This is a genomic window from Georgenia deserti, from assembly GCF_042680605.1.
Lineage (GTDB): Bacteria > Actinomycetota > Actinomycetes > Actinomycetales > Actinomycetaceae > Allobogoriella > Allobogoriella deserti.
In genome coordinates, this window is sequence record NZ_JBHUEE010000001.1 from 34,734 (window position 1) to 51,223 (window position 16,490).

Below are 16,490 nucleotides of genomic sequence, written 5' to 3' on the forward strand. Positions count from 1 at the left end.
GGTGAGCCCCGACAGCACCTTCAGCGCGATCGCGAACCTCGACCACGACGTCGCCGTCGTCGTGACGGACGCCGGCGGCGTCGTGGCGACCTACGGCGAGACCTCGCGGGTATTTCCGTGGGCGTCGGTGACGAAGCTGCTGTCCGCGACGGCGGCGCTCGTCGCGGTCGAACGCGGCATGGTCACCCTCGACGCCCCCGCCGGGCCGGAAGGGTCCACGGTGCGCCACCTGCTGGCACACGCCTCCGGCCTGCCGTTCGACTCCGGTGCGGCGCTGTCCGAACCGGGCAAGCGTCGCGTGTACTCCAACCTCGGCATCGAGGCGCTCGCCGCGCACGTCGAGCAGGCGGTCGGGACGGACTTCGACGGCTGGGTGGACGAGACGGTGGTCGCCGCGCTCGGCATGAGGACGGTGCTGCCTGAGGGCTCGCCCGCACACGGCGCGTCCGGGTCGGCCGACGACCTCGCCCTACTCGGTCGCGAGCTGCTCGCCCCGACCCTGCTCGGTCGCGACCTGTTCGACGAGGCAACCTCGGTGGCCTTCCCCGGGCTGTCCGGGGTACTGCCCGGGTACGGCCGGCAGGAGCACAACGACTGGGGGCTCGGGTTCGAGATACGCGACCACAAGTCGCCGCACTGGACGGGCGGGCAGTCCTCGCCGCGGACGTTCGGTCACTTCGGCCAGTCCGGCAGCTTCCTGTGGGTCGATCCCGACGCCGGACTCGCCACGGCATTCCTCGGCGCCGAGCGGTTCGGCGACTGGGCGATCGAGGCCTGGCCGGCATTGACCGACGCCATCCTCGCCGCGCACGGCCGCTGAGCCGGGCGGCACCGTGGCGTGTTGCGGCCGCGGGAGCGGGCGGTGTCAGCGGACGGTGAAGTCGCCGCCGGCGACCGATCCGGACATGTTCGGCCCGCTGGCGTGGACCACGAGGCACAGCGCCGAGGTCAGTCCCTGGTCCCAGGCCTCGCGGTTCGGGGTCAGCGTCGAGGTGCGTAGGTCGCTGACGTCCGTGTCGCTCGGGAGCGCCAACGATCCGGCGGCGTCGGCGCAGGCGTCCGAGGCCATCTCGTAGAGCTCGTCGTCGCCCGGGTAGGCGCCGCTGCCGAGCTCGACCTCGGTGAACGCCTCGGCCTGATGCCACTCACGGCAGTCGACCAGGGTCACGACCGGGGCGCCGGCGCTCACCGTGTAGGCGCAGTCGCCCACCTGCATCGCGCCGATGGGTACCTCGCCACCGTCGGGTGCGTCGGGCTCGGGCTGCGGATCGGACGGTTCGTCGGTGGCTTGCGGATCGGGCGCCGGGGCCGGCCCGTCCGGCGGACTGTAGGCGGACATCGCGGCCGCGAGGGTCGACAGCACGACCAACGTGACCACGGCGGTGGACAGTGCGCCGATCACCATGCCGGCGATGCCGTAACCGCGCGGACCGTTGCCTCGCTTGGCCTTCTGCGAGGCGATGAAGCCCAGCACGATGCCGAGCGGGCCCAGCGGGATGCCGACCGGGATCGAGACGATCCCCATCGTCTTGCCGGCGTTCGTCGTCGGACGCTGCTGCGGCAAGGTGTTGTACGGCTGGCCCGAGGAGAACGAGATGCCGTACGACTGCGGCGCGGTGGCCACGCCGCCCTGCTGCTGCAGACCGTAGGGTCCCGGCTGCGCGCCGGGCGAGGGCTGGCCGTACCCGCCCTGCTGCGGCGGCCCGAAGGGGCCCGAGCCGTACGGTGACTGCCCGGGCGCGCCCTGTCCGTGCGGGCCCGGCCCTCCTGGCTGCTGGGGCCCAGACGTGCCTTGCCCCCACGATGACGTCATGCCCGCACCTTATCGGTGCCTGGACATCGGAGGCTGGACGCGGCCTTCATCGAACCAGTGTCTGCGTCACGGGCTCGGGCCACAGCCCGAGGCACACCACGCGCCCCGCATCGGCGCCGAGCAGGGTGACCGGCTCTGCCTCCGAGCCCGTGTCACCGCCGTGGTCGGCGCAGAACTCCTGGGCACGTGACTGCGCCTCGTCGGCCCCGGAACCGTCCGGCCCGAGCTCGCCGTCGGCGACCACCTGGGCGCGGTGCGGCTCGGCGCACGGCACCACCGTCACCTCGGTGAGGCGGCCGTCCGGCAGCTCCTCGACGCAGTTCCCGCGCCGCAGATTCTCCGCCGGGACCTCGATCCTCCCTGAGGCGTCGCCCTCGACCACTGGCCCCTCGATCATCGGCGGCAGCAGGACGACGGCGGTCAGAGACCACGCCAGCCCCAACACCAGACCCGCCAACGCCAACGGCCGGCCGCGTCGACGCCGGCGCCGTGTGCGGCGCACGCCCAGGACGCCGAGGACGACGGCGACCGGTCCCGTCGGGAGCACCCCGGCCACCAGCGCCGCCACACTGACCGGGTCCCGTTCCGCCGGCGGCGGCGTGCCCGGCGCCGGGTCAGGAGCCTCGGGCATCACCGGCCCCGGCGCCGCCCACTGACCGCTCACGACTGCACGTCCACGACGACGGGCACGTGGTCCGAGGGCCCCTTGCCCTTCCGCTCGTTCCGCTCGATCGTCGCGTCGGTGACGGACGCGGCGAGCGCCGGCGAGGCTTGGACGAAGTCGATTCGCATGCCCTGGTTCCGCGGGAAGCGCAGCTGCTGGTAGTCCCAGTACGTGTACTGGGTGACGCGCTCGCGGGTCACCTCGGTGAAGCCGATGTCCTCGAACGCGCGGAACGCCTCCCGTTCCGGCGGCGAGACGTGCGTGGCGCCGTCGAAGAACGACATGTCCCAGACGTCCTCGTCCCGCGGCGCGATGTTCCAGTCGCCCATCAGGGCGATTCTCGCTTCCGGATCCTCCTCGAGCCAGTCCGCGGCCGCCCCCCGCAGTGCGGCCAGCCAGTCGAGCTTGTAGGCGTAGTGCGGGTCTGCCACCACCCGGCCGTTCGGCACGTAGAGGCTCCAGATGCGCACACCCGCACACGTCACGCCCAGGGCGCGCGCCTCGTGCGCCGGAGGGTCGCCCCACGCCGGCATACCCGGGAAGACCGTGGCCACGTCGTCGGCGAAGCCGACGCGGGAGGCCACGGCCACCCCGTTCCACTGGTTCAGCCCGTGCGTGAGGACGTCGTACCCGGCGAGCTGAAAGGGCAGGTGCGGAAACGCCTCGTCCGTGCACTTCGTCTCCTGCATCGCCAGGACGTCGATGTCGGCGCGTTCGAGGAAGGCAGCGACGCGATCCGCCCGGATACGGATCGAGTTGACGTTCCAGGTGGCCAGCCGCATGGCTGTCACGCTACCGGCCGGCACGGACACGGTCCGCCTACCCTCGAGGCATGGGAACCGCGCTCATCACCGGAGCAACCTCGGGCATCGGACTGGAGCTGGCCTGGCAGCTCGCCGCCGCGCGCCACGACCTCGTCCTCGTCGCGCGCAGCTCGGAGCGTCTGGAGCGGCGCGCCGAGGAGATCCGTGCCGCCGCCGGAGTACGGGTCGAGGTGCTCGCGGCGGACCTGGGAACCACCGAGGGGCGGGGTGCCGTCGTCGAGCGGCTCCGGCAGCAGAGCGCGCCGGTCGGGCTCCTCGTCAACAACGCCGGCTTCGGGCTCGGGCAGCGACTCGTCGGCGGCGACCTGAGCCGCGAGGAGCTCGCGCTGGAGGTCATGGTCCGAGCGGTCCTCGAGCTGTCGAAGACGGCAGCGGAGGAGATGGTCCCGCGCCGCCGCGGCGCCATCCTCAACGTGGCCTCGATCGCCGGGCTGACCGCCATGGGGACGTACTCGGCGCACAAGGCCTGGGTGCGGACCTTCTCCGAGTCGCTCGCCAGCGAGTTGCAGGGCACGGGCGTCACGGTCACGGCGTTGTGCCCGGGCCTGGTGCGCACCGAGTTCCACGACTCGGCGGGAATGGACGACTCGGCGTGGCCGTCGATCAGCTGGTTGGCTGCCGAGTCCGTCGCGGCGGCCGGTCTGCGTGCCGTGCGCCGGGGGCAGGTCCTGTGCACGCCCTCGGTGCGGTACGCGGCCCTGGCCGCCGGGCTGCGCGCGGCCCCGCGGTTCCTGGTCCGCCGGTTCGCCGGCGCCGACCACTACGCCCGAGCCGTCGTCTAGTCCCGGACCGTTAGGCTCGCTGCCCGTGAGCACAACGAACGACACCCCACGGGCGGAGCTGGCCCGGTTGGTCCGCGAGATCGCCGTCGTCCACGGGGAGGTCACCCTCTCCTCGGGACAGGTCTCCGACTACTACGTGGACATGCGGCGGGCGACTCTCCATCACGCCGCGGCACCACTGATCGGGCACGTCATGCTCGATCTGCTCGAGGAGCACGGATTCGGGCCCGAGGAGATCGACGCCGTCGGCGGGCTCACCCTCGGCGCGGACCCGGTCGCCACCGCGGTGCTGCACGCGGCCGCCTCGCGCGGTCTCGAGCTCGACGCGTTCGTGGTCCGTAAGGAGACCAAGCGACACGGGATGCAGCGCCGCATCGAAGGTCCGGATGTCGCCGGGCGCCGCGTCGTCGCGGTCGAGGACACCTCCACCACCGGCGGCAGCGTGCTCACCGCGGTCGAGGCGCTGCGTGAGGCCGGTGCCCACGTGGTCGCGGTCGCCGTCGTCGTGGACCGGGACACGGGTGTCCACCAGCGCATCGCCGAGGCGGGACTGCCCTACCTGGCCGCGCTCGGGGCGGCGGACCTCGGCCTGGCCTGACCCGACGCGAGGTGAGTGGGAGAGAACTCCCCATCGTGGCTCGGCCCGGCGGCCGGGCCGCTGTGATTGAATCGCTAGCCGGACAACCAGCAGCGGGAAGGAACCGCCATGGAAGGCTTGGCCGTCATCCTGGTCTTGCTCGGCATCATCGCCGTCGTCATCCTCATCTGGGCGATCGTCACCTACAACGGCTTCGTGCGGTTGCGGAACCTCGTCCAGGAGGCCTGGCGGCAGATCGACGTCGAACTGCACCGGCGCTACGAGCTCATTCCCAACCTCGTGGACACCGTCAAGGGGTACGCCACGCATGAGCGGCAGCTCTTCGAGGAGGTGACGCGGGCCAGGGCCACGGCCGCCACGCCCGGCTCGACGCCGGCTCAGCAGGCCGCGCAGGAGAACGAGCTGTCGAGCGCTATCGGCCGCCTGTTCGCCGTCGCGGAGGGATACCCGCAGCTGCGCGCGTCGGAGAACTTCGTCGCCCTGCAGGAGGAGTTGACGAACACCGAGGACCGGATCGCCGCCGGCCGGCGCTTCTACAACGGCAACGTGCGCCAGCTCAACACCAAGACCGAGTCCTTCCCTCCGAACATCATCGCCTCGATGTTCGGATTCCGCCGCGCCGAGTACTTCGAGGTCAACGACCCGGTGGTGCGCACGGCACCGCGGGTGGAATTCGGCACTCAGCAGGGCGGCGGCTACGCCCCGATGCCGCAGCAACCTGTCGCCCCTGGTCAGCCGACGCCGTCCTTCGGTGGACAGCGCGGGGGCTACGACCCGCAGCGCGACGGCGGGCGAGGCACGGAGGGGCAGCAGGGGCCGCCGCCGCAGGGGCCGCCGCCGCAGCCGGGGCCGCCGCCGCAGCAGGGCGGCTACCCGCCGCCGCAGGGGCAGCCTCCGCAAGGCTGAACTCACGCCACCTCCCGGCCGAGGGGCCGGTCGGTTGGCGACGTGGCACCCCCGACTGCGACAGTGCCACCGTGCTCCCACCAGCCACCGATCCCCAGCCAGGCGCCCCGACCGGTACGTCGCGGCGGCGCGCCACCTTCGCCCGGCCGGTGCTCGTCGGGGACGTGCTGTGGTTCGGCGGCGGCATGCTCGGCGCGACCGCTCTCGGCCTGGCGATCGCCGCGGTCGTGCTGCGCGTCTTGGGGCAGGACTGGTTCGTCGCCTGGCTCGTCCCGCTGACCACGGCGCTCTGGGCGCTGGCACTGTGGATCGCCGCCCGGCGCCGCCGCTGGTCCTCGGCTGATCTCGGCTTCGTCCCGAGCAGCCGGTCGTTCTGGCATCTTCTCTGGGAGGCGCCGCTCGCGTGGGTGCTCGCCATGACCGCCGGTGTCGGTCTCACGACCGCGTTCGAGCTCAACCCGGGCGGCGTGTCCAACACTGACGTGCTGACGGCACCCGGGCTGGGCACGCTCCCGCTGATTGCCACCGCGCTCGCGGTGGTCGTCGGGGCACCTCTGCTCGAGGAGATCGTCTTCCGCCGCGTCGTCTTCGGATGGCTGGAGCGACCGTTCGGCTGGATCGTGGGTGCGGTGGCCTCCGCCGCGGTTTTCGCCGTCGTGCACGTCCTGCCGCCGCTCATGGTCGTCGTCGGCTGCATCGGGCTGGCGAACGCGGTGCTCGTCCGTGCCCACCGGTCGCTGTGGCCAGGGATCGTCCTGCACGCGGCCAACAACGGCTTCGTGACTTTGGCCGTCCTGTCCGGCACCTCGTGAGCGGCCGGGCTGGACGGCGCCCGGGCTCACAGGCTGCTCAGACCAGCTCGATGAGCTCCTGCACGGAGGCTCGCACCTCGGTCGGGCGGAACGGGTAGCGCTCCACCTCGTCCTCGGTGGTCGATCCGGTGAGCACGAGATAGGTCCGCAGGCCCGCCTCCATCCCGGCGAGCACGTCGGTGTCCATCCGGTCCCCGACCATGGCGGTGGCCTCGGAGTGCGCCTCGATCCGGTTCAACGCGGCACGGATCATCACCGGGTTCGGCTTGCCGATGAAGTACGGGTCCCGCCCGGTGGCCTTGGAGATCATCGCTGCTACCGCGCCGGTCGCCGGCAGCGGCCCTTCGGCGGACGGACCGGTGGAGTCGGGGTTCGTCGCGATGAAGCGGGCCCCGCCCTTGATGAGCCGGATGGCGGTGGTGATCGCGGAGAACGAGTATGTGCGCGTCTCGCCCAGGATGACGTAGTCCGGGCGCGTGTCGGTCAGGACGTAGCCGGCCTCGTGCAGCGCCGTCGTCAACCCGGCCTCGCCGATGACGTACGCGCTGCCGCCGGGCATCTGCTGCGCGACGAACGTGGCCGTCGCCAGCGCGGAGGTCCACAACCGCTCCTCGGGCACGTCGATGCCGGAGGCGGAGAGCCGGGCGGACAGGTCGCGGGGGGTGTAGATCGAATTGTTCGTCAGCACGAGGTATGGGCGGCCCCGCTCCGCGAGCCGTCCGATGAACTCCGCGGCGCCCGGTAGCGCCACCCCCTCGTGGACGAGCACCCCGTCCATGTCCGTCAGCCAGTTCTCGATCGGCGCAGATTCGCTCATCGCTCACCTCCCCGGGTGAGACTACCCGGGTGGAGGAGACGCGACCCGTGGGCGTCGGCCCCTGGCCCGGAGGCCCCGAGGCTTGGCCTGACGACCCCCGCTACGACCCGGAGCTGCTGGCCCACGGGGACCGGCGCAACGTCGTCGACCGGTACCGGTACTGGACGGTCGAGGCGATCGTGGCCGACCTCGACACTCGTCGGCACCCGTTGCACGTGGCCATCGAGAACTTCTCCCACGACATGAACATCGGTTCCGTGGTGCGCACGGCCAACGCCTTCGCCGCGCAGGAGGTGCACATCGTGGGACGACGCCGCTGGAACCGTCGCGGCGCGATGGTCACCGACCGCTATGTCCACCTGCGTCACCACGACGGCATCGAGGATCTGCTCGACTGGGCCGGCCGGCGCGGGCTCCCGGTGATCGGCATCGACAACGTCCCGGGGTCGGCGCCCCTGGAGGGGCGCGCGCTGCCGCGGGAGATGGTGATGGTCTTCGGGCAGGAGTCCGCCGGGCTGAGCGAGGCGGCACGGGAGGGGTGCGAGCAGGTGCTGTACATCAGCCAGTACGGCTCGACCCGCTCCATCAATGCCGGCGCCGCAGCCGCCATCGCCATGCATACGTGGATGGTGCAACACGCGCGTCCGGCCTGACGCGGGAACTCCCGCACCGCCTGGGGACTACGCGCCTGTGCGGATCCCGAACGGACTTCGCGTGGCGGGCCCATTCGGTGGAATGATCGGTGCGTACCGACAAGCCCAATCAGGGAGACATCACCGTGCCCATCGCAACCCCCGAGTCCTACGCCGAGATGATCGACCGGGCCAAGGCGGGCCGCTTCGCCTTCCCGGCCATCAACGTCACGTCCTCGCAGACCGTGACGGCGGCGCTGCGCGGCTTTGCCGAGGCCGAGTCGGACGGGATCCTGCAGGTATCCGTCGGCGGCGGGGAGTACGCGTCCGGCTCCACCGTCAAGGACCGGGTGACCGGCACAGTGGCGCTGGCGCGTTACGCCCACGAGGTCGCCAAGAACTACGGCGTGACCGTTGCTCTGCACACCGACCACTGCGTCAAGGAGAACCTCGACAGCTGGGTCCGGCCGCTGCTCGCGCTGGAGGCCGAGGAGGTCGCCGCCGGCAAGAACCCGACCTTCCAGTCGCACATGTTCGACGGCTCGACCGTCCCGCTCGAGGAGAACCTCGTCATCGCCGAGGAGCTGCTGGCGCTCTCCCAGCAGGCGCGCACCATCCTCGAGATCGAGATCGGCGTCGTCGGCGGCGAGGAGGACGGTCACGAGGCCGAGATCAACGAGAAGCTCTACACCACCCCCGAGGACGGCCTGGCCACCGCCAAGGCCCTCGGTACCGGCGAGAAGGGCCGCTACCTCACCGCGCTGACGTTCGGCAACGTGCACGGTGTCTACAAGCCCGGCGCCGTCAAGCTTCGCCCTGAGCTGCTCGGCCAGATCCAGGACCACGTCGGCCAGCAGGTCGGCAAGGAGCGCCCGTTCGACCTCGTCTTCCACGGTGGCTCGGGCTCCACCTCCGAGGAGGTCGGCACCGCGGTGGACAACGGTGTCATCAAGATGAACATCGACACCGACACCCAGTACGCCTTTACCCGCCCGGTCGCGGACCACATGCTGCGCAACTACGACGGCGTGCTGAAGGTCGACGGCGAGGTCGGCAACAAGAAGGCGTACGACCCGCGCGCCTGGGGCAAGGCCGCGGAGGCCGGCATGGCCGCCCGCGTGCTCGAGGCCTGCCAGTGGCTGCGCTCGGCCGGCCAGAAGATCTGAGCCCGTCGACGACGTCCGGCCCGGTCGCCACATCCGGCGACCGGGCCGGAACATATGCGCAGCGTCAGGATGTGCCGGGCTCCACGTGCGGCCGGCCCGGGAAACCGGGATCGTCGTCGACGACGGTGACCAGGTCCCCGATCCGGGTCACGTCGAGCAGGAACCGGACGACCTCGGGAGGCTGGATGAGCGTCAACTGCCCCGGCGTGCGGCTCGCCAGGCGGGCGAGCACCGAGACGCCGGAGGAATCCATGAACGTCACATGCCGGGCGTCGATCTCCACCGGCTGCCCGGACCGTTCCGCCTCGGTCACCGCCTCGGCGAGGTCCGCGCCGAGGGAGACGTCGATCTCACCGGACAGCACGAGCCGGGTACGGTCCTGCCCCACCATGACGTGGACGGAGCCGCTCTCGGCGCCGCCGGTGCCGGTCCCGAGCGACTCCTCCTCGTCAGGCCGTGGTGTCCGCTGTGGCACAGTTCGTCCTCTCGCTCAGCTACTGCCCGGGCACACTGCCGGGCACTGGACTGCACGGTAAACGATCGGAAAGGACGATGGGGACTCACCCGGCGGAAGACCGCGCGGAACGACTCCTCGGCGGCTCGCTCGCGGTACTGCGGCAGCTGCGCGACGGCGTCGTGCTGCTGGCGCTGGGACCCGACGCCGTCGCCGGCGACTTCGAGGTCCTCATGGCCAACGACGCGGCCCTCGAGCTCTACGCCCTGCGGCGTTCGGACCTGACCGGCCGCGGGCACGACCTCATGCGCACGTCCGGGCTGGACGAAGCCGCCGCGCGAGAGATCACCGCCGCGCTGGCAGCCGGCGAGCCGGCCACCGTGACCGCTCTCGTCAGCCGGGCCGACGGCGCACGGCTGTGGGTGAACATCGAACTCACCCCGCTGCAGACGCCCGAGCCCGGTGCCGGCCTGTGGATCGCCGTCTCCCGGGACATCTCCTCGCAGGTGGAGAACGCGCAGCTCGAGCAGGTGCGCCTCGACATCGAGCGACGGGCTCGGCTGGCGCTGAGCATCGTCGCGCGCGTCTCGGACATCCTCCAGGAACCGGACTCGGCCGACGTACTGCGGGCGATCGCCGACCTCGTCACCCCGCAGGTGGTCGCCTGGAGCGGGTTCTTCGTCCTCGGGCGCGACCTCGAGGAGGTCGAAGGCATCGTGGACCGGCCGGACCACCGCAGCAGGCTGCCGAGGCACGCCGCCGACCCCGCGGGTGACCTGCTGCGGGAACCGGTGATGCGCACCGTCCGCCTCGAGCCCGGGACGACGCCGGAACCGGGCACCGTCACCGCCCGGCTCTACGAGCTGCTCGAGCCACGCTTCGCCCAGGCCCCCGGGGCCGAGGGCAGTGTCCTCGTGCTGCCCGTGCTCGGCAGGGTGCGCACGCTCGGCCTCTTCGTCGCGCTGCCGTACCAGGGCGCGACGTCGGCACGTATCGACGGTCCGCTCGGCCAGCCCGGCACGGAGTCGATCGCCATCCTTCCGGACGAGGTCGGCACCGTGCTCGAGCTGGTCGCGCGGCGCGTGGGCATGGCGATGGACAACGCCCAGCTCTACGCCCGTGAGCATCTCCTCGCCGAGACGCTGCAGCGGGCCATGCTGCCCGAGCAGGCCGACGTCCCGGACCTCGACGTCTGGACCTACTACGCACCGAACGTCGAACACGCCCAGGTGGGTGGCGACTGGTACGACGTCGTCAATCTCGGTGCCGACACCGCGGCCGTCGTCGTCGGGGACGTGGTCGGTCACGACGTCGAGGCCGCCGCCGCGATGGGCCAGCTCCGCTCGGTCGTGCGGGCGTACGCCCAGGAACTCATCGACCCGGCGATGGTGCTCTCCCGGGTGGACAGCCTGGTCACCGGGATGCGGATCCCCCGGACGGCCTCGCTGGTCTACGCCACTCTCACGCGCCGGGACGGCTCGTGGACCCTGCGGTACTCCCGTGCCGGACATCTGCCGGCCTTGCTCCGACGTGACGGGAAAGTCGAGGCTCTCGACGCCGCCGGAGGCCAGCTCGTCGGCTTCGACGGTAGCGAGCGTGAGACCGCGCTGCACACCTTGCTCCCTGGTGACGTGCTCGTGCTCTACACCGACGGGCTCGTCGAACGGCGTGACCGCAGCATGCGGCGCGGACTCGAGGAGCTCGTGCGGCTCACCGAAAGCATCCGGGGCCCGGACGCTGCTGGGATCGGCGAGGAGCTGCTCCAGCTCGCGGACGCGCCCGAGGACGACATCGCCGTCGTCGTCATCCGGGTGCCCGGGGGAGAGGGGGCCGAAAGCCAAGACGCCCCGCGCCGGCGCCGCTGGCAGATCCCTGCGGACCCGTCCGCGATCTCCCGGGCACGCCAGGAGGTGCGCCAGGCCTGCGAGGTGTGGCAGGTCAGCGACGCCGCGGCCGCCGAGCTCGTGGTCTCCGAACTCGTCTCCAACGCCGTCATGCATGGCCGGGGACAGATCGGCCTACGGCTGCAGGCTCTTGGCGACGGCGGTCTGCGGATCGAGGTCGAGGACGGCAACCCGGCCCCGCCGGTCACCCGCGAGCAGCACACCTCACGGGTCGGCGGGTACGGCATGCACATCGTCGATCGCCTCGCGGACTGGGGCTGGCGGCCCACACCCGGCGGGAAGGTGGTCTGGGCCCGGATGCGGCACCACGCCGCACCCTGGGCGGTGGGCGACTGAGTCCCGGTCTCCGCCCGGTTCGTATCAGTCCTCGTGCGGGTGCGGCGGCTCATTCCCACACGAGTGCTGCTCGTACAGCGCCAATGCGCCGCAGATCTCGAGCACGAACACGATGGATTCGTCCGTCACTCGTAGGACCGGCTCGCCACCGCGGTCGAGCACATCATGGCCCAGCGCCACGAGGAAGGCCGCACCGGTGGAGTCGACGAACCGCGCCCGGCACAGGTCGACGGTCAGGTACCGGATCTCGGCCAGGCGCACGAGCAGCTCAGGGAACCGGTCCCGCTCCGAGAGGTCGAGGTCACCGACGACGGTCAGGGTGGCGGCCGACCGGGAGACGGAGATCTCGATCACGTGAGGGCCCTCCTGCCGCATGCCTCGCCCGACCGTAGTTCGCCCGGCCGACGCACGCACGCCGGGCAATGAGCGCCGGCCTGGAGCGACGGCGCGGTCGCGCACCTCAGCTCGTGTGAATTCCCGCCGCTCAGCTCGCTGCCAGACGTCAGCGGGCTTCCGTGGTGCTCCAATTCGGTCCCAGGCGGTGAGTTCACGGCCCGAGCGCCGCGAGTACGCGTGGCGTTGATCTCGGTGTGCCTCCCTGGTTCGTAGGCCGGCCACAATCGCGGGCGCTGCTGGCCGAGACCGAGCACATGCTGCGGCGCTTTAGGCCTGCGCGCCGGAGCAGTCGGCAGCATTAACGACGACGAAGGAATCGGCGCTGGTACCCGACAGGATCGATCATCTCACCAGTACCTGTCGCGTCTGGGCTCGTCGCACGCGTCGGCGTAGAGAACAAGGGTCGCGGCGATGCCGTCGGCCCCGCGTGAGTAACTGGCCATCCATTCGGGGATTGCGCACGGCACGCCTTCGGTCGCGGTCACGAGGAGTCTGCCTGCGCAGGCTCGGCCTCAGCCTGCGCACTACGCAACTGTTGCAATGGCCATTGCGGCTCGAGCCACGGTCATGGAACGGACAATCGACTTACCGCGTCCCCGCTTGCGCGCTCATGCACGCGACGCCAGCAGGGCTCGGTCTCCCGACGTACGGCTGGCGAAATCCACCGTCCGCCGCGGAGAACCCCGGCCGCCGTCGCAGCCGACGCGTCCGCTCCAAGGCAATCGCACCAAGGGTCACACTCCGCTCCGGCCATAGCCTCTCGGTGCCTCTGATCCGGGACGTTGACACGACGACCGTTGCACCTTAGGTTAAGTTGCACGTAACTTGCATAACCGTGTGCCGGCCAGTAAAGGCCAGCCTGCGCACCAGGTCTTGCGGCGTCGTCGCCGTACCGGTCGCTCGCTGAGGAGCGCAACGAGGAGGAAGACATGTCACGAGAGACGTGGTCTTGGCGGAGAGCCGGCGTGAGCGCAGTCGCCGCAACGGCGCTCGTGTCGGTCGCTGCATGTTCCGGCGGTGGTGACGGTGGCGCACGGGGGTCCGCCACGGAGGGCACGATCACGTGGTGGGGGTGGACCCCCGACGCGCCGGTCGCCCAGTCGCTGATCGAGGCGTTCAACGAGGATTACCCGGACATCCACGTGAACTTCGTGTCCAAGCCCATCTCCGGATACGACGCGGTGTTGAGCCCGGCGATCACGTCGAGCGACGGACCGGACGTCTTCAACGTGGCGCCCGGCTCTGCGAACGGCGGGGTGGAGACGTTTGCGGGAGGCGCCATCGATCTTCGCGACGCTGTGACCGAGGCCCTCGGCGAGGACTGGGAGACTCAGCTCGCGCCCCCTGGGGTCGACGGGCTCGTGGTCGAGGACAAGGTTGTCGGTCTCTCCGCCGGATCCGTGTACTCGGGCACTCTGTGGATCAACCAGGACATCTTCGACGAGCACGGACTGACCCCTCCGGTGACGCTCGAGGAGTGGCGGCAAGTGTGTGAGGACCTCGAGTCTGCTGGCGAGGGATGCTTCGTCCAGGGGGCCGGCAACGGTGCGTTCGACATGGACTCCTTCGAGGCGATCATGGAGAACATCGAACCCGGCCTGTACGCCGACGCTTCCCGTGGCGAAGCTCCGTACACCTCGCCCCAGTTCGTGCAAGGCATGCAGATCTGGAAGTCGTTGTTTGACGACGGGATCATGCAGGCCGGGGCCGTGGGTCTCCAGCAGTACCCCGACGCGAACAACGAGTTCATGTCGGGCAACTACGCGATGATCATGATGGGCACCTGGTACAGCCAGTACACAGTGGAGCCGATTATGACCTCGGCGATGGAGGCCGCCGGTGTCGCGGATCCCGAGCCGTTCACGATGGTGCCGATCGACTTTCCCGACGTCGCGGGTACCGGCAACGTCGGAAGCCTGTTCGGTGACGCTGACTACGGCTTGGCGGTGAGCGGTCGAAGCGATCAGCAGGCGGCCGCCACGACTTTCGCGGTCTGGCTTGCAACGTCCGAAGCGGGGCAGCAGGCGGTCGCCAACACGCTGAACGACATCCCCTCCCTCACCTCGGTCCAGCCGGAGTGGGACGACATAGACCTCGTCGACCCCGAGGAACAGACCGAGCGGATGCAGGACCTGACGGCACATGCGGCAGAGTCGACCGAGCCGCGTTTCGCGACTGTCAGCGCCGATCTCAACGACGTCTTTCAGGAGGTGCTGATCGGCGTGGCACGTGGCGAGACCTCGATCGATGACGGACTGGCGCAATTGCAGGCCGTGGTTGACGCCGAATGAGCAGCTCCGATCGCATCACCGGAGCGAGAACCGAGGCAACGCGCATGGCGGTCGTCACGGCCATGGGCTCCAAGGCCCGGTCACGTTCACGGGCGGGCAATGGCGCTTTCGGCGGACTGCCTTGGGTCCTTCCCGCGCTCATTCTCGTCGTCGGGATGATCTACTTCTCCATCGGCTACACGGGATGGATGTCGACGCTCGACTGGAACGGTTTCATCCTCAGTCCGTTCGAGTCAGTCGGCGGCGAGAACTACGCCCGCATGGTGAGCGATCCCGTGTTCTGGCGTGCTCTGGGGCATACCGCGATCTTCTTCGTCGTGACGTTCACGGTGCAGATCACCCTCGGGTTCACGTTCGCGGCACTCATGCATTCCCGAGTTCACCTCGCGCCGGTCTACAAGGTCATCGTCTTCGTGCCGAACGTACTGGCTCCCGCGACGATGGCGCCCGTATTCCGGGTCATTTTCGACGCGAACGGCACCCTTAACAATGTGCTCGCCGAGATCGGACTGCACGGGCTCACCCGTCCGTGGCTGGCCGGAGACGCGACTGCGATGGCCGTCGTCATGCTCGTGACGATCTGGCAGTGGACCGGACTGACGTTCATCCTCTACTACGCCGCGATGAGTCAGATCGAGCCCGAGGTGCTCGAGGCTGCCCGAGTGGACGGAGCCGGCAACCTCCGGACGCTCGCATCGATCGTGTGGCCTGCCTGCCGGGGGACCACGTTCGCCTTGGCCACGCTCGGCGTGATCGGTGGTCTCAAGACCTTCGACGTGCCCTGGCTAATCGCAGGGGGCGGGCCGAACCACGCGACCGAGTTCCTCGGAACCTATATCTACCAAACCATGGTCGAGCAGAAGCACTTCGGGTACGCCGCGGCGATCTCGGTCGCACTGCTCGTTCTCGCCGTCGCAGGTGGCTTACTGACGACCCTGCGCAGGAAGGAGGACGGCTGATGTTCGAAACCCGATCGCGCTGGTCCCGGGTCGGCGTGCAGCTGCTGGCGACCATGATCGCAGTGCCATATCTGCTTCCGCTGGTGGCCATGGTGCAGGGCTCGCTCGCGGGCCGTGGGTGGGGCAACTACGCGAAGGTGTTCGACACGGGCGTCGTGCCGACGTATTTCCGTAACAGCATTGTCGTCGCGGCCTGCACCATCGCCCTGGTCTATGCGTGCACGATGCTCGCCGCTTTCGGCTTCGCCAAGCTGCGTATCCGGGGCAAGGAGATCTGGTTCTGGACGCTGCTCGTTGCCCTGACGATGCCCGAGGCGGTGCTGTTGAGCCCGTTGTTCGTGACAGCCTCGACGTTCGATCTGTACAACGAGTTGATTGCGGTGATACTCCCGCTGGCCGCGCTGCAGGTGCCGTTCGCGGTGCTGCTCTCGCGCAGCTTCTTCGCGGGTATCCCGACCGCACTGATGGACGCTGGCCGGATCGACGGAGCAGGCGTTATCCGGGTCTTCTGGTACATCGTGCTGCCGCTCACCCGCCCGATCGCGAGTGCGATCGTCGTGCTGACATTGATCAACAGCTGGAACGCATATCTGCTGCCGCTGTTGATGCTGAACGATCCGGGAAAGCAGGTCGTCACGCTGTTGCCGACCTACTTCCTCAGCCAGTACACGAACGATCAGACGGGTGTACTGGCGGCTGCGGTGATCACCGCAGTACCGGTTGTCGTGGCGTATCTACTGCTGCAGCGCTCGTTCGAGCGTGGCCTCGCGGCTGGAGCGCTCAAGTGATCACCGGCCTGCTGCGCGGCCAGCTCGATGTCGTCGTGGGGGAGGCTGACCGCGACGTCAATGTCACCCCGATCGTCGAGACGATGCACCAGGATTTCGATCACCCCAGCGGCGGCGACATAGGCGGCGCCATTCCTCACGGCGCAGAAGGCCGTCTCGCAGCTCGCGGACGGGCCGCGCATCGTGCTGGTCTTTTCGATCGACGCCAGCCACCGCAACACGGGCACGGAGCAGGCAACGCATGGAGGGCGGCCGCGCGGTCGTTCGAGCGCATAATCGCCACCGATCTGCGCTCGTGCGGCACTACCCGCGGCACTTTGGAGCACGGGACCGATCGTCACGGCCGTC

Annotated in this window: 17 protein-coding genes; 11 read left to right on the plus strand and 6 right to left on the minus strand. The window is 70.0% G+C overall.

Annotation, left to right across the window (positions count from 1 at the left end; translation table 11 throughout):
• Position 1 precedes the first annotated feature (1 nt).
• Positions 2–820: a serine hydrolase domain-containing protein gene (locus ACFSE6_RS00190; RefSeq protein WP_388001690.1), complete on the plus strand. Its 819-nt coding sequence runs from the start codon at positions 2–4 to the stop codon at positions 818–820.
• 45 nt (positions 821–865) lie between these two features.
• On the opposite strand, the gene ACFSE6_RS00195 is transcribed toward ACFSE6_RS00190, so the two are convergent.
• Genes ACFSE6_RS00195 through ACFSE6_RS00205 form a run of 3 tightly spaced genes read right to left on the minus strand, consistent with a single transcriptional unit; the run spans position 866 to position 3,259 of the window.
• Positions 866–1,813, minus strand: coding sequence for a septum formation family protein (locus ACFSE6_RS00195; RefSeq protein ID WP_388001691.1), 948 nt, complete (start codon positions 1,811–1,813; stop codon positions 866–868).
• Between the two features lie 46 nt (positions 1,814–1,859).
• Positions 1,860–2,477, minus strand: a complete 618-nt coding sequence (locus ACFSE6_RS00200; protein ID WP_388001692.1) for a DUF4190 domain-containing protein — start codon at positions 2,475–2,477, stop codon at positions 1,860–1,862.
• Positions 2,474–3,259 carry an exodeoxyribonuclease III gene (locus ACFSE6_RS00205; protein WP_388001693.1) on the minus strand — a complete coding sequence of 262 codons (786 nt, stop codon included), beginning with the start codon at positions 3,257–3,259 and terminating at the stop codon, positions 2,474–2,476. Before ACFSE6_RS00205 ends, ACFSE6_RS00200 begins: the two co-directional genes overlap by 4 nt.
• 50 nt (positions 3,260–3,309) lie before the next feature.
• On the opposite strand from ACFSE6_RS00205, the gene ACFSE6_RS00210 reads away from it, so the two are divergent.
• The 4 genes from ACFSE6_RS00210 to ACFSE6_RS00225 all read left to right on the plus strand — a co-directional run bounded on the left by ACFSE6_RS00210 (position 3,310) and on the right by ACFSE6_RS00225 (position 6,399).
• Positions 3,310–4,083: an SDR family NAD(P)-dependent oxidoreductase gene (locus tag ACFSE6_RS00210; protein WP_388001694.1), complete on the plus strand. Its 774-nt coding sequence runs from the start codon at positions 3,310–3,312 to the stop codon at positions 4,081–4,083.
• A 25-nt stretch (positions 4,084–4,108) separates the two neighbouring features.
• Positions 4,109–4,681, plus strand: coding sequence for an orotate phosphoribosyltransferase (gene pyrE / locus ACFSE6_RS00215; protein ID WP_388001695.1), 573 nt, complete (start codon positions 4,109–4,111; stop codon positions 4,679–4,681).
• A gap of 108 nt (positions 4,682–4,789) precedes the next feature.
• Entirely contained in the window at positions 4,790–5,587 is a 798-nt protein-coding gene (locus tag ACFSE6_RS00220; protein WP_388001696.1) for a LemA family protein, read from the plus strand.
• Between the two features lie 71 nt (positions 5,588–5,658).
• Complete coding sequence (locus ACFSE6_RS00225) at positions 5,659–6,399, plus strand: CPBP family intramembrane glutamic endopeptidase (RefSeq protein ID WP_388001697.1); 741 nt, start codon at positions 5,659–5,661, stop codon at positions 6,397–6,399.
• A 37-nt stretch (positions 6,400–6,436) separates the two neighbouring features.
• On the opposite strand, the gene ACFSE6_RS00230 is transcribed toward ACFSE6_RS00225, so the two are convergent.
• Positions 6,437–7,216 carry an HAD-IIA family hydrolase gene (locus tag ACFSE6_RS00230; RefSeq protein ID WP_388001698.1) on the minus strand — a complete coding sequence of 260 codons (780 nt, stop codon included), beginning with the start codon at positions 7,214–7,216 and terminating at the stop codon, positions 6,437–6,439.
• On the opposite strand from ACFSE6_RS00230, the gene ACFSE6_RS00235 reads away from it, so the two are divergent.
• Positions 7,207–7,869: a TrmH family RNA methyltransferase gene (locus tag ACFSE6_RS00235; RefSeq protein WP_465254100.1), complete on the plus strand. Its 663-nt coding sequence runs from the start codon at positions 7,207–7,209 to the stop codon at positions 7,867–7,869. The genes ACFSE6_RS00230 and ACFSE6_RS00235 overlap by 10 nt on opposite strands.
• A 125-nt stretch (positions 7,870–7,994) precedes the next feature.
• Positions 7,995–9,014 carry a class II fructose-bisphosphate aldolase gene (gene fbaA / locus ACFSE6_RS00240; RefSeq protein ID WP_388001700.1) on the plus strand — a complete coding sequence of 340 codons (1,020 nt, stop codon included), beginning with the start codon at positions 7,995–7,997 and terminating at the stop codon, positions 9,012–9,014.
• 64 nt (positions 9,015–9,078) lie between these two features.
• Here the strand turns inward: fbaA and ACFSE6_RS00245 are convergent, their stop codons facing one another.
• Positions 9,079–9,489 (minus strand): STAS domain-containing protein, encoded by a 411-nt coding sequence (locus ACFSE6_RS00245; RefSeq protein WP_388001701.1) that lies wholly within the window; start codon positions 9,487–9,489, stop codon positions 9,079–9,081.
• A gap of 77 nt (positions 9,490–9,566) precedes the next feature.
• Here ACFSE6_RS00245 and ACFSE6_RS00250 point away from each other — a divergent pair, with 77 nt between their 5' ends.
• Positions 9,567–11,708: an ATP-binding SpoIIE family protein phosphatase gene (locus ACFSE6_RS00250; protein WP_388001702.1), complete on the plus strand. Its 2,142-nt coding sequence runs from the start codon at positions 9,567–9,569 to the stop codon at positions 11,706–11,708.
• A 24-nt stretch (positions 11,709–11,732) separates the two neighbouring features.
• Here ACFSE6_RS00250 and ACFSE6_RS00255 read toward each other — a convergent pair whose 3' ends face one another.
• A complete protein-coding gene (locus ACFSE6_RS00255; protein WP_388001703.1) occupies positions 11,733–12,062 on the minus strand; it encodes an STAS domain-containing protein in 330 nt (109 codons plus the stop codon).
• 1,007 nt (positions 12,063–13,069) lie between these two features.
• On the opposite strand from ACFSE6_RS00255, the gene ACFSE6_RS00260 reads away from it, so the two are divergent.
• From ACFSE6_RS00260 to ACFSE6_RS00270, 3 genes are read left to right on the plus strand one after another with little or no spacing between them, the layout of a single operon-like run.
• Positions 13,070–14,395, plus strand: a complete 1,326-nt coding sequence (locus ACFSE6_RS00260) for an ABC transporter substrate-binding protein (RefSeq protein WP_388001704.1) — start codon at positions 13,070–13,072, stop codon at positions 14,393–14,395.
• A 44-nt stretch (positions 14,396–14,439) separates the two neighbouring features.
• The gene (locus tag ACFSE6_RS00265) at positions 14,440–15,354 is read left to right on the plus strand and encodes a carbohydrate ABC transporter permease (protein ID WP_388001705.1); all 915 of its coding nucleotides are present in this window, start codon (positions 14,440–14,442) and stop codon (positions 15,352–15,354) included.
• Entirely contained in the window at positions 15,354–16,142 is a 789-nt protein-coding gene (locus ACFSE6_RS00270) for a carbohydrate ABC transporter permease (RefSeq protein ID WP_388001706.1), read from the plus strand. The genes ACFSE6_RS00265 and ACFSE6_RS00270 overlap by 1 nt, the downstream gene beginning before the upstream one ends.
• The last annotated feature ends 348 nt before the right edge of the window (positions 16,143–16,490 follow it).

Coding starts and splice junctions, on each gene's coding strand:
- ACFSE6_RS00270 (WP_388001706.1), top strand. CDS start 15,354: ATGTTCGAAACCCGATCGCGCTGGTCCCGGGTCGGCGTGCAGCTGCTG.
- ACFSE6_RS00220 (WP_388001696.1), top strand. CDS start 4,790: ATGGAAGGCTTGGCCGTCATCCTGGTCTTGCTCGGCATCATCGCCGTC.
- ACFSE6_RS00230 (WP_388001698.1), bottom strand. CDS start 7,216: ATGAGCGAATCTGCGCCGATCGAGAACTGGCTGACGGACATGGACGGG.
- ACFSE6_RS00265 (WP_388001705.1), top strand. CDS start 14,440: ATGGCGGTCGTCACGGCCATGGGCTCCAAGGCCCGGTCACGTTCACGG.
- ACFSE6_RS00210 (WP_388001694.1), top strand. CDS start 3,310: ATGGGAACCGCGCTCATCACCGGAGCAACCTCGGGCATCGGACTGGAG.
- ACFSE6_RS00250 (WP_388001702.1), top strand. CDS start 9,567: ATGGGGACTCACCCGGCGGAAGACCGCGCGGAACGACTCCTCGGCGGC.
- ACFSE6_RS00195 (WP_388001691.1), bottom strand. CDS start 1,813: ATGACGTCATCGTGGGGGCAAGGCACGTCTGGGCCCCAGCAGCCAGGA.
- ACFSE6_RS00205 (WP_388001693.1), bottom strand. CDS start 3,259: ATGCGGCTGGCCACCTGGAACGTCAACTCGATCCGTATCCGGGCGGAT.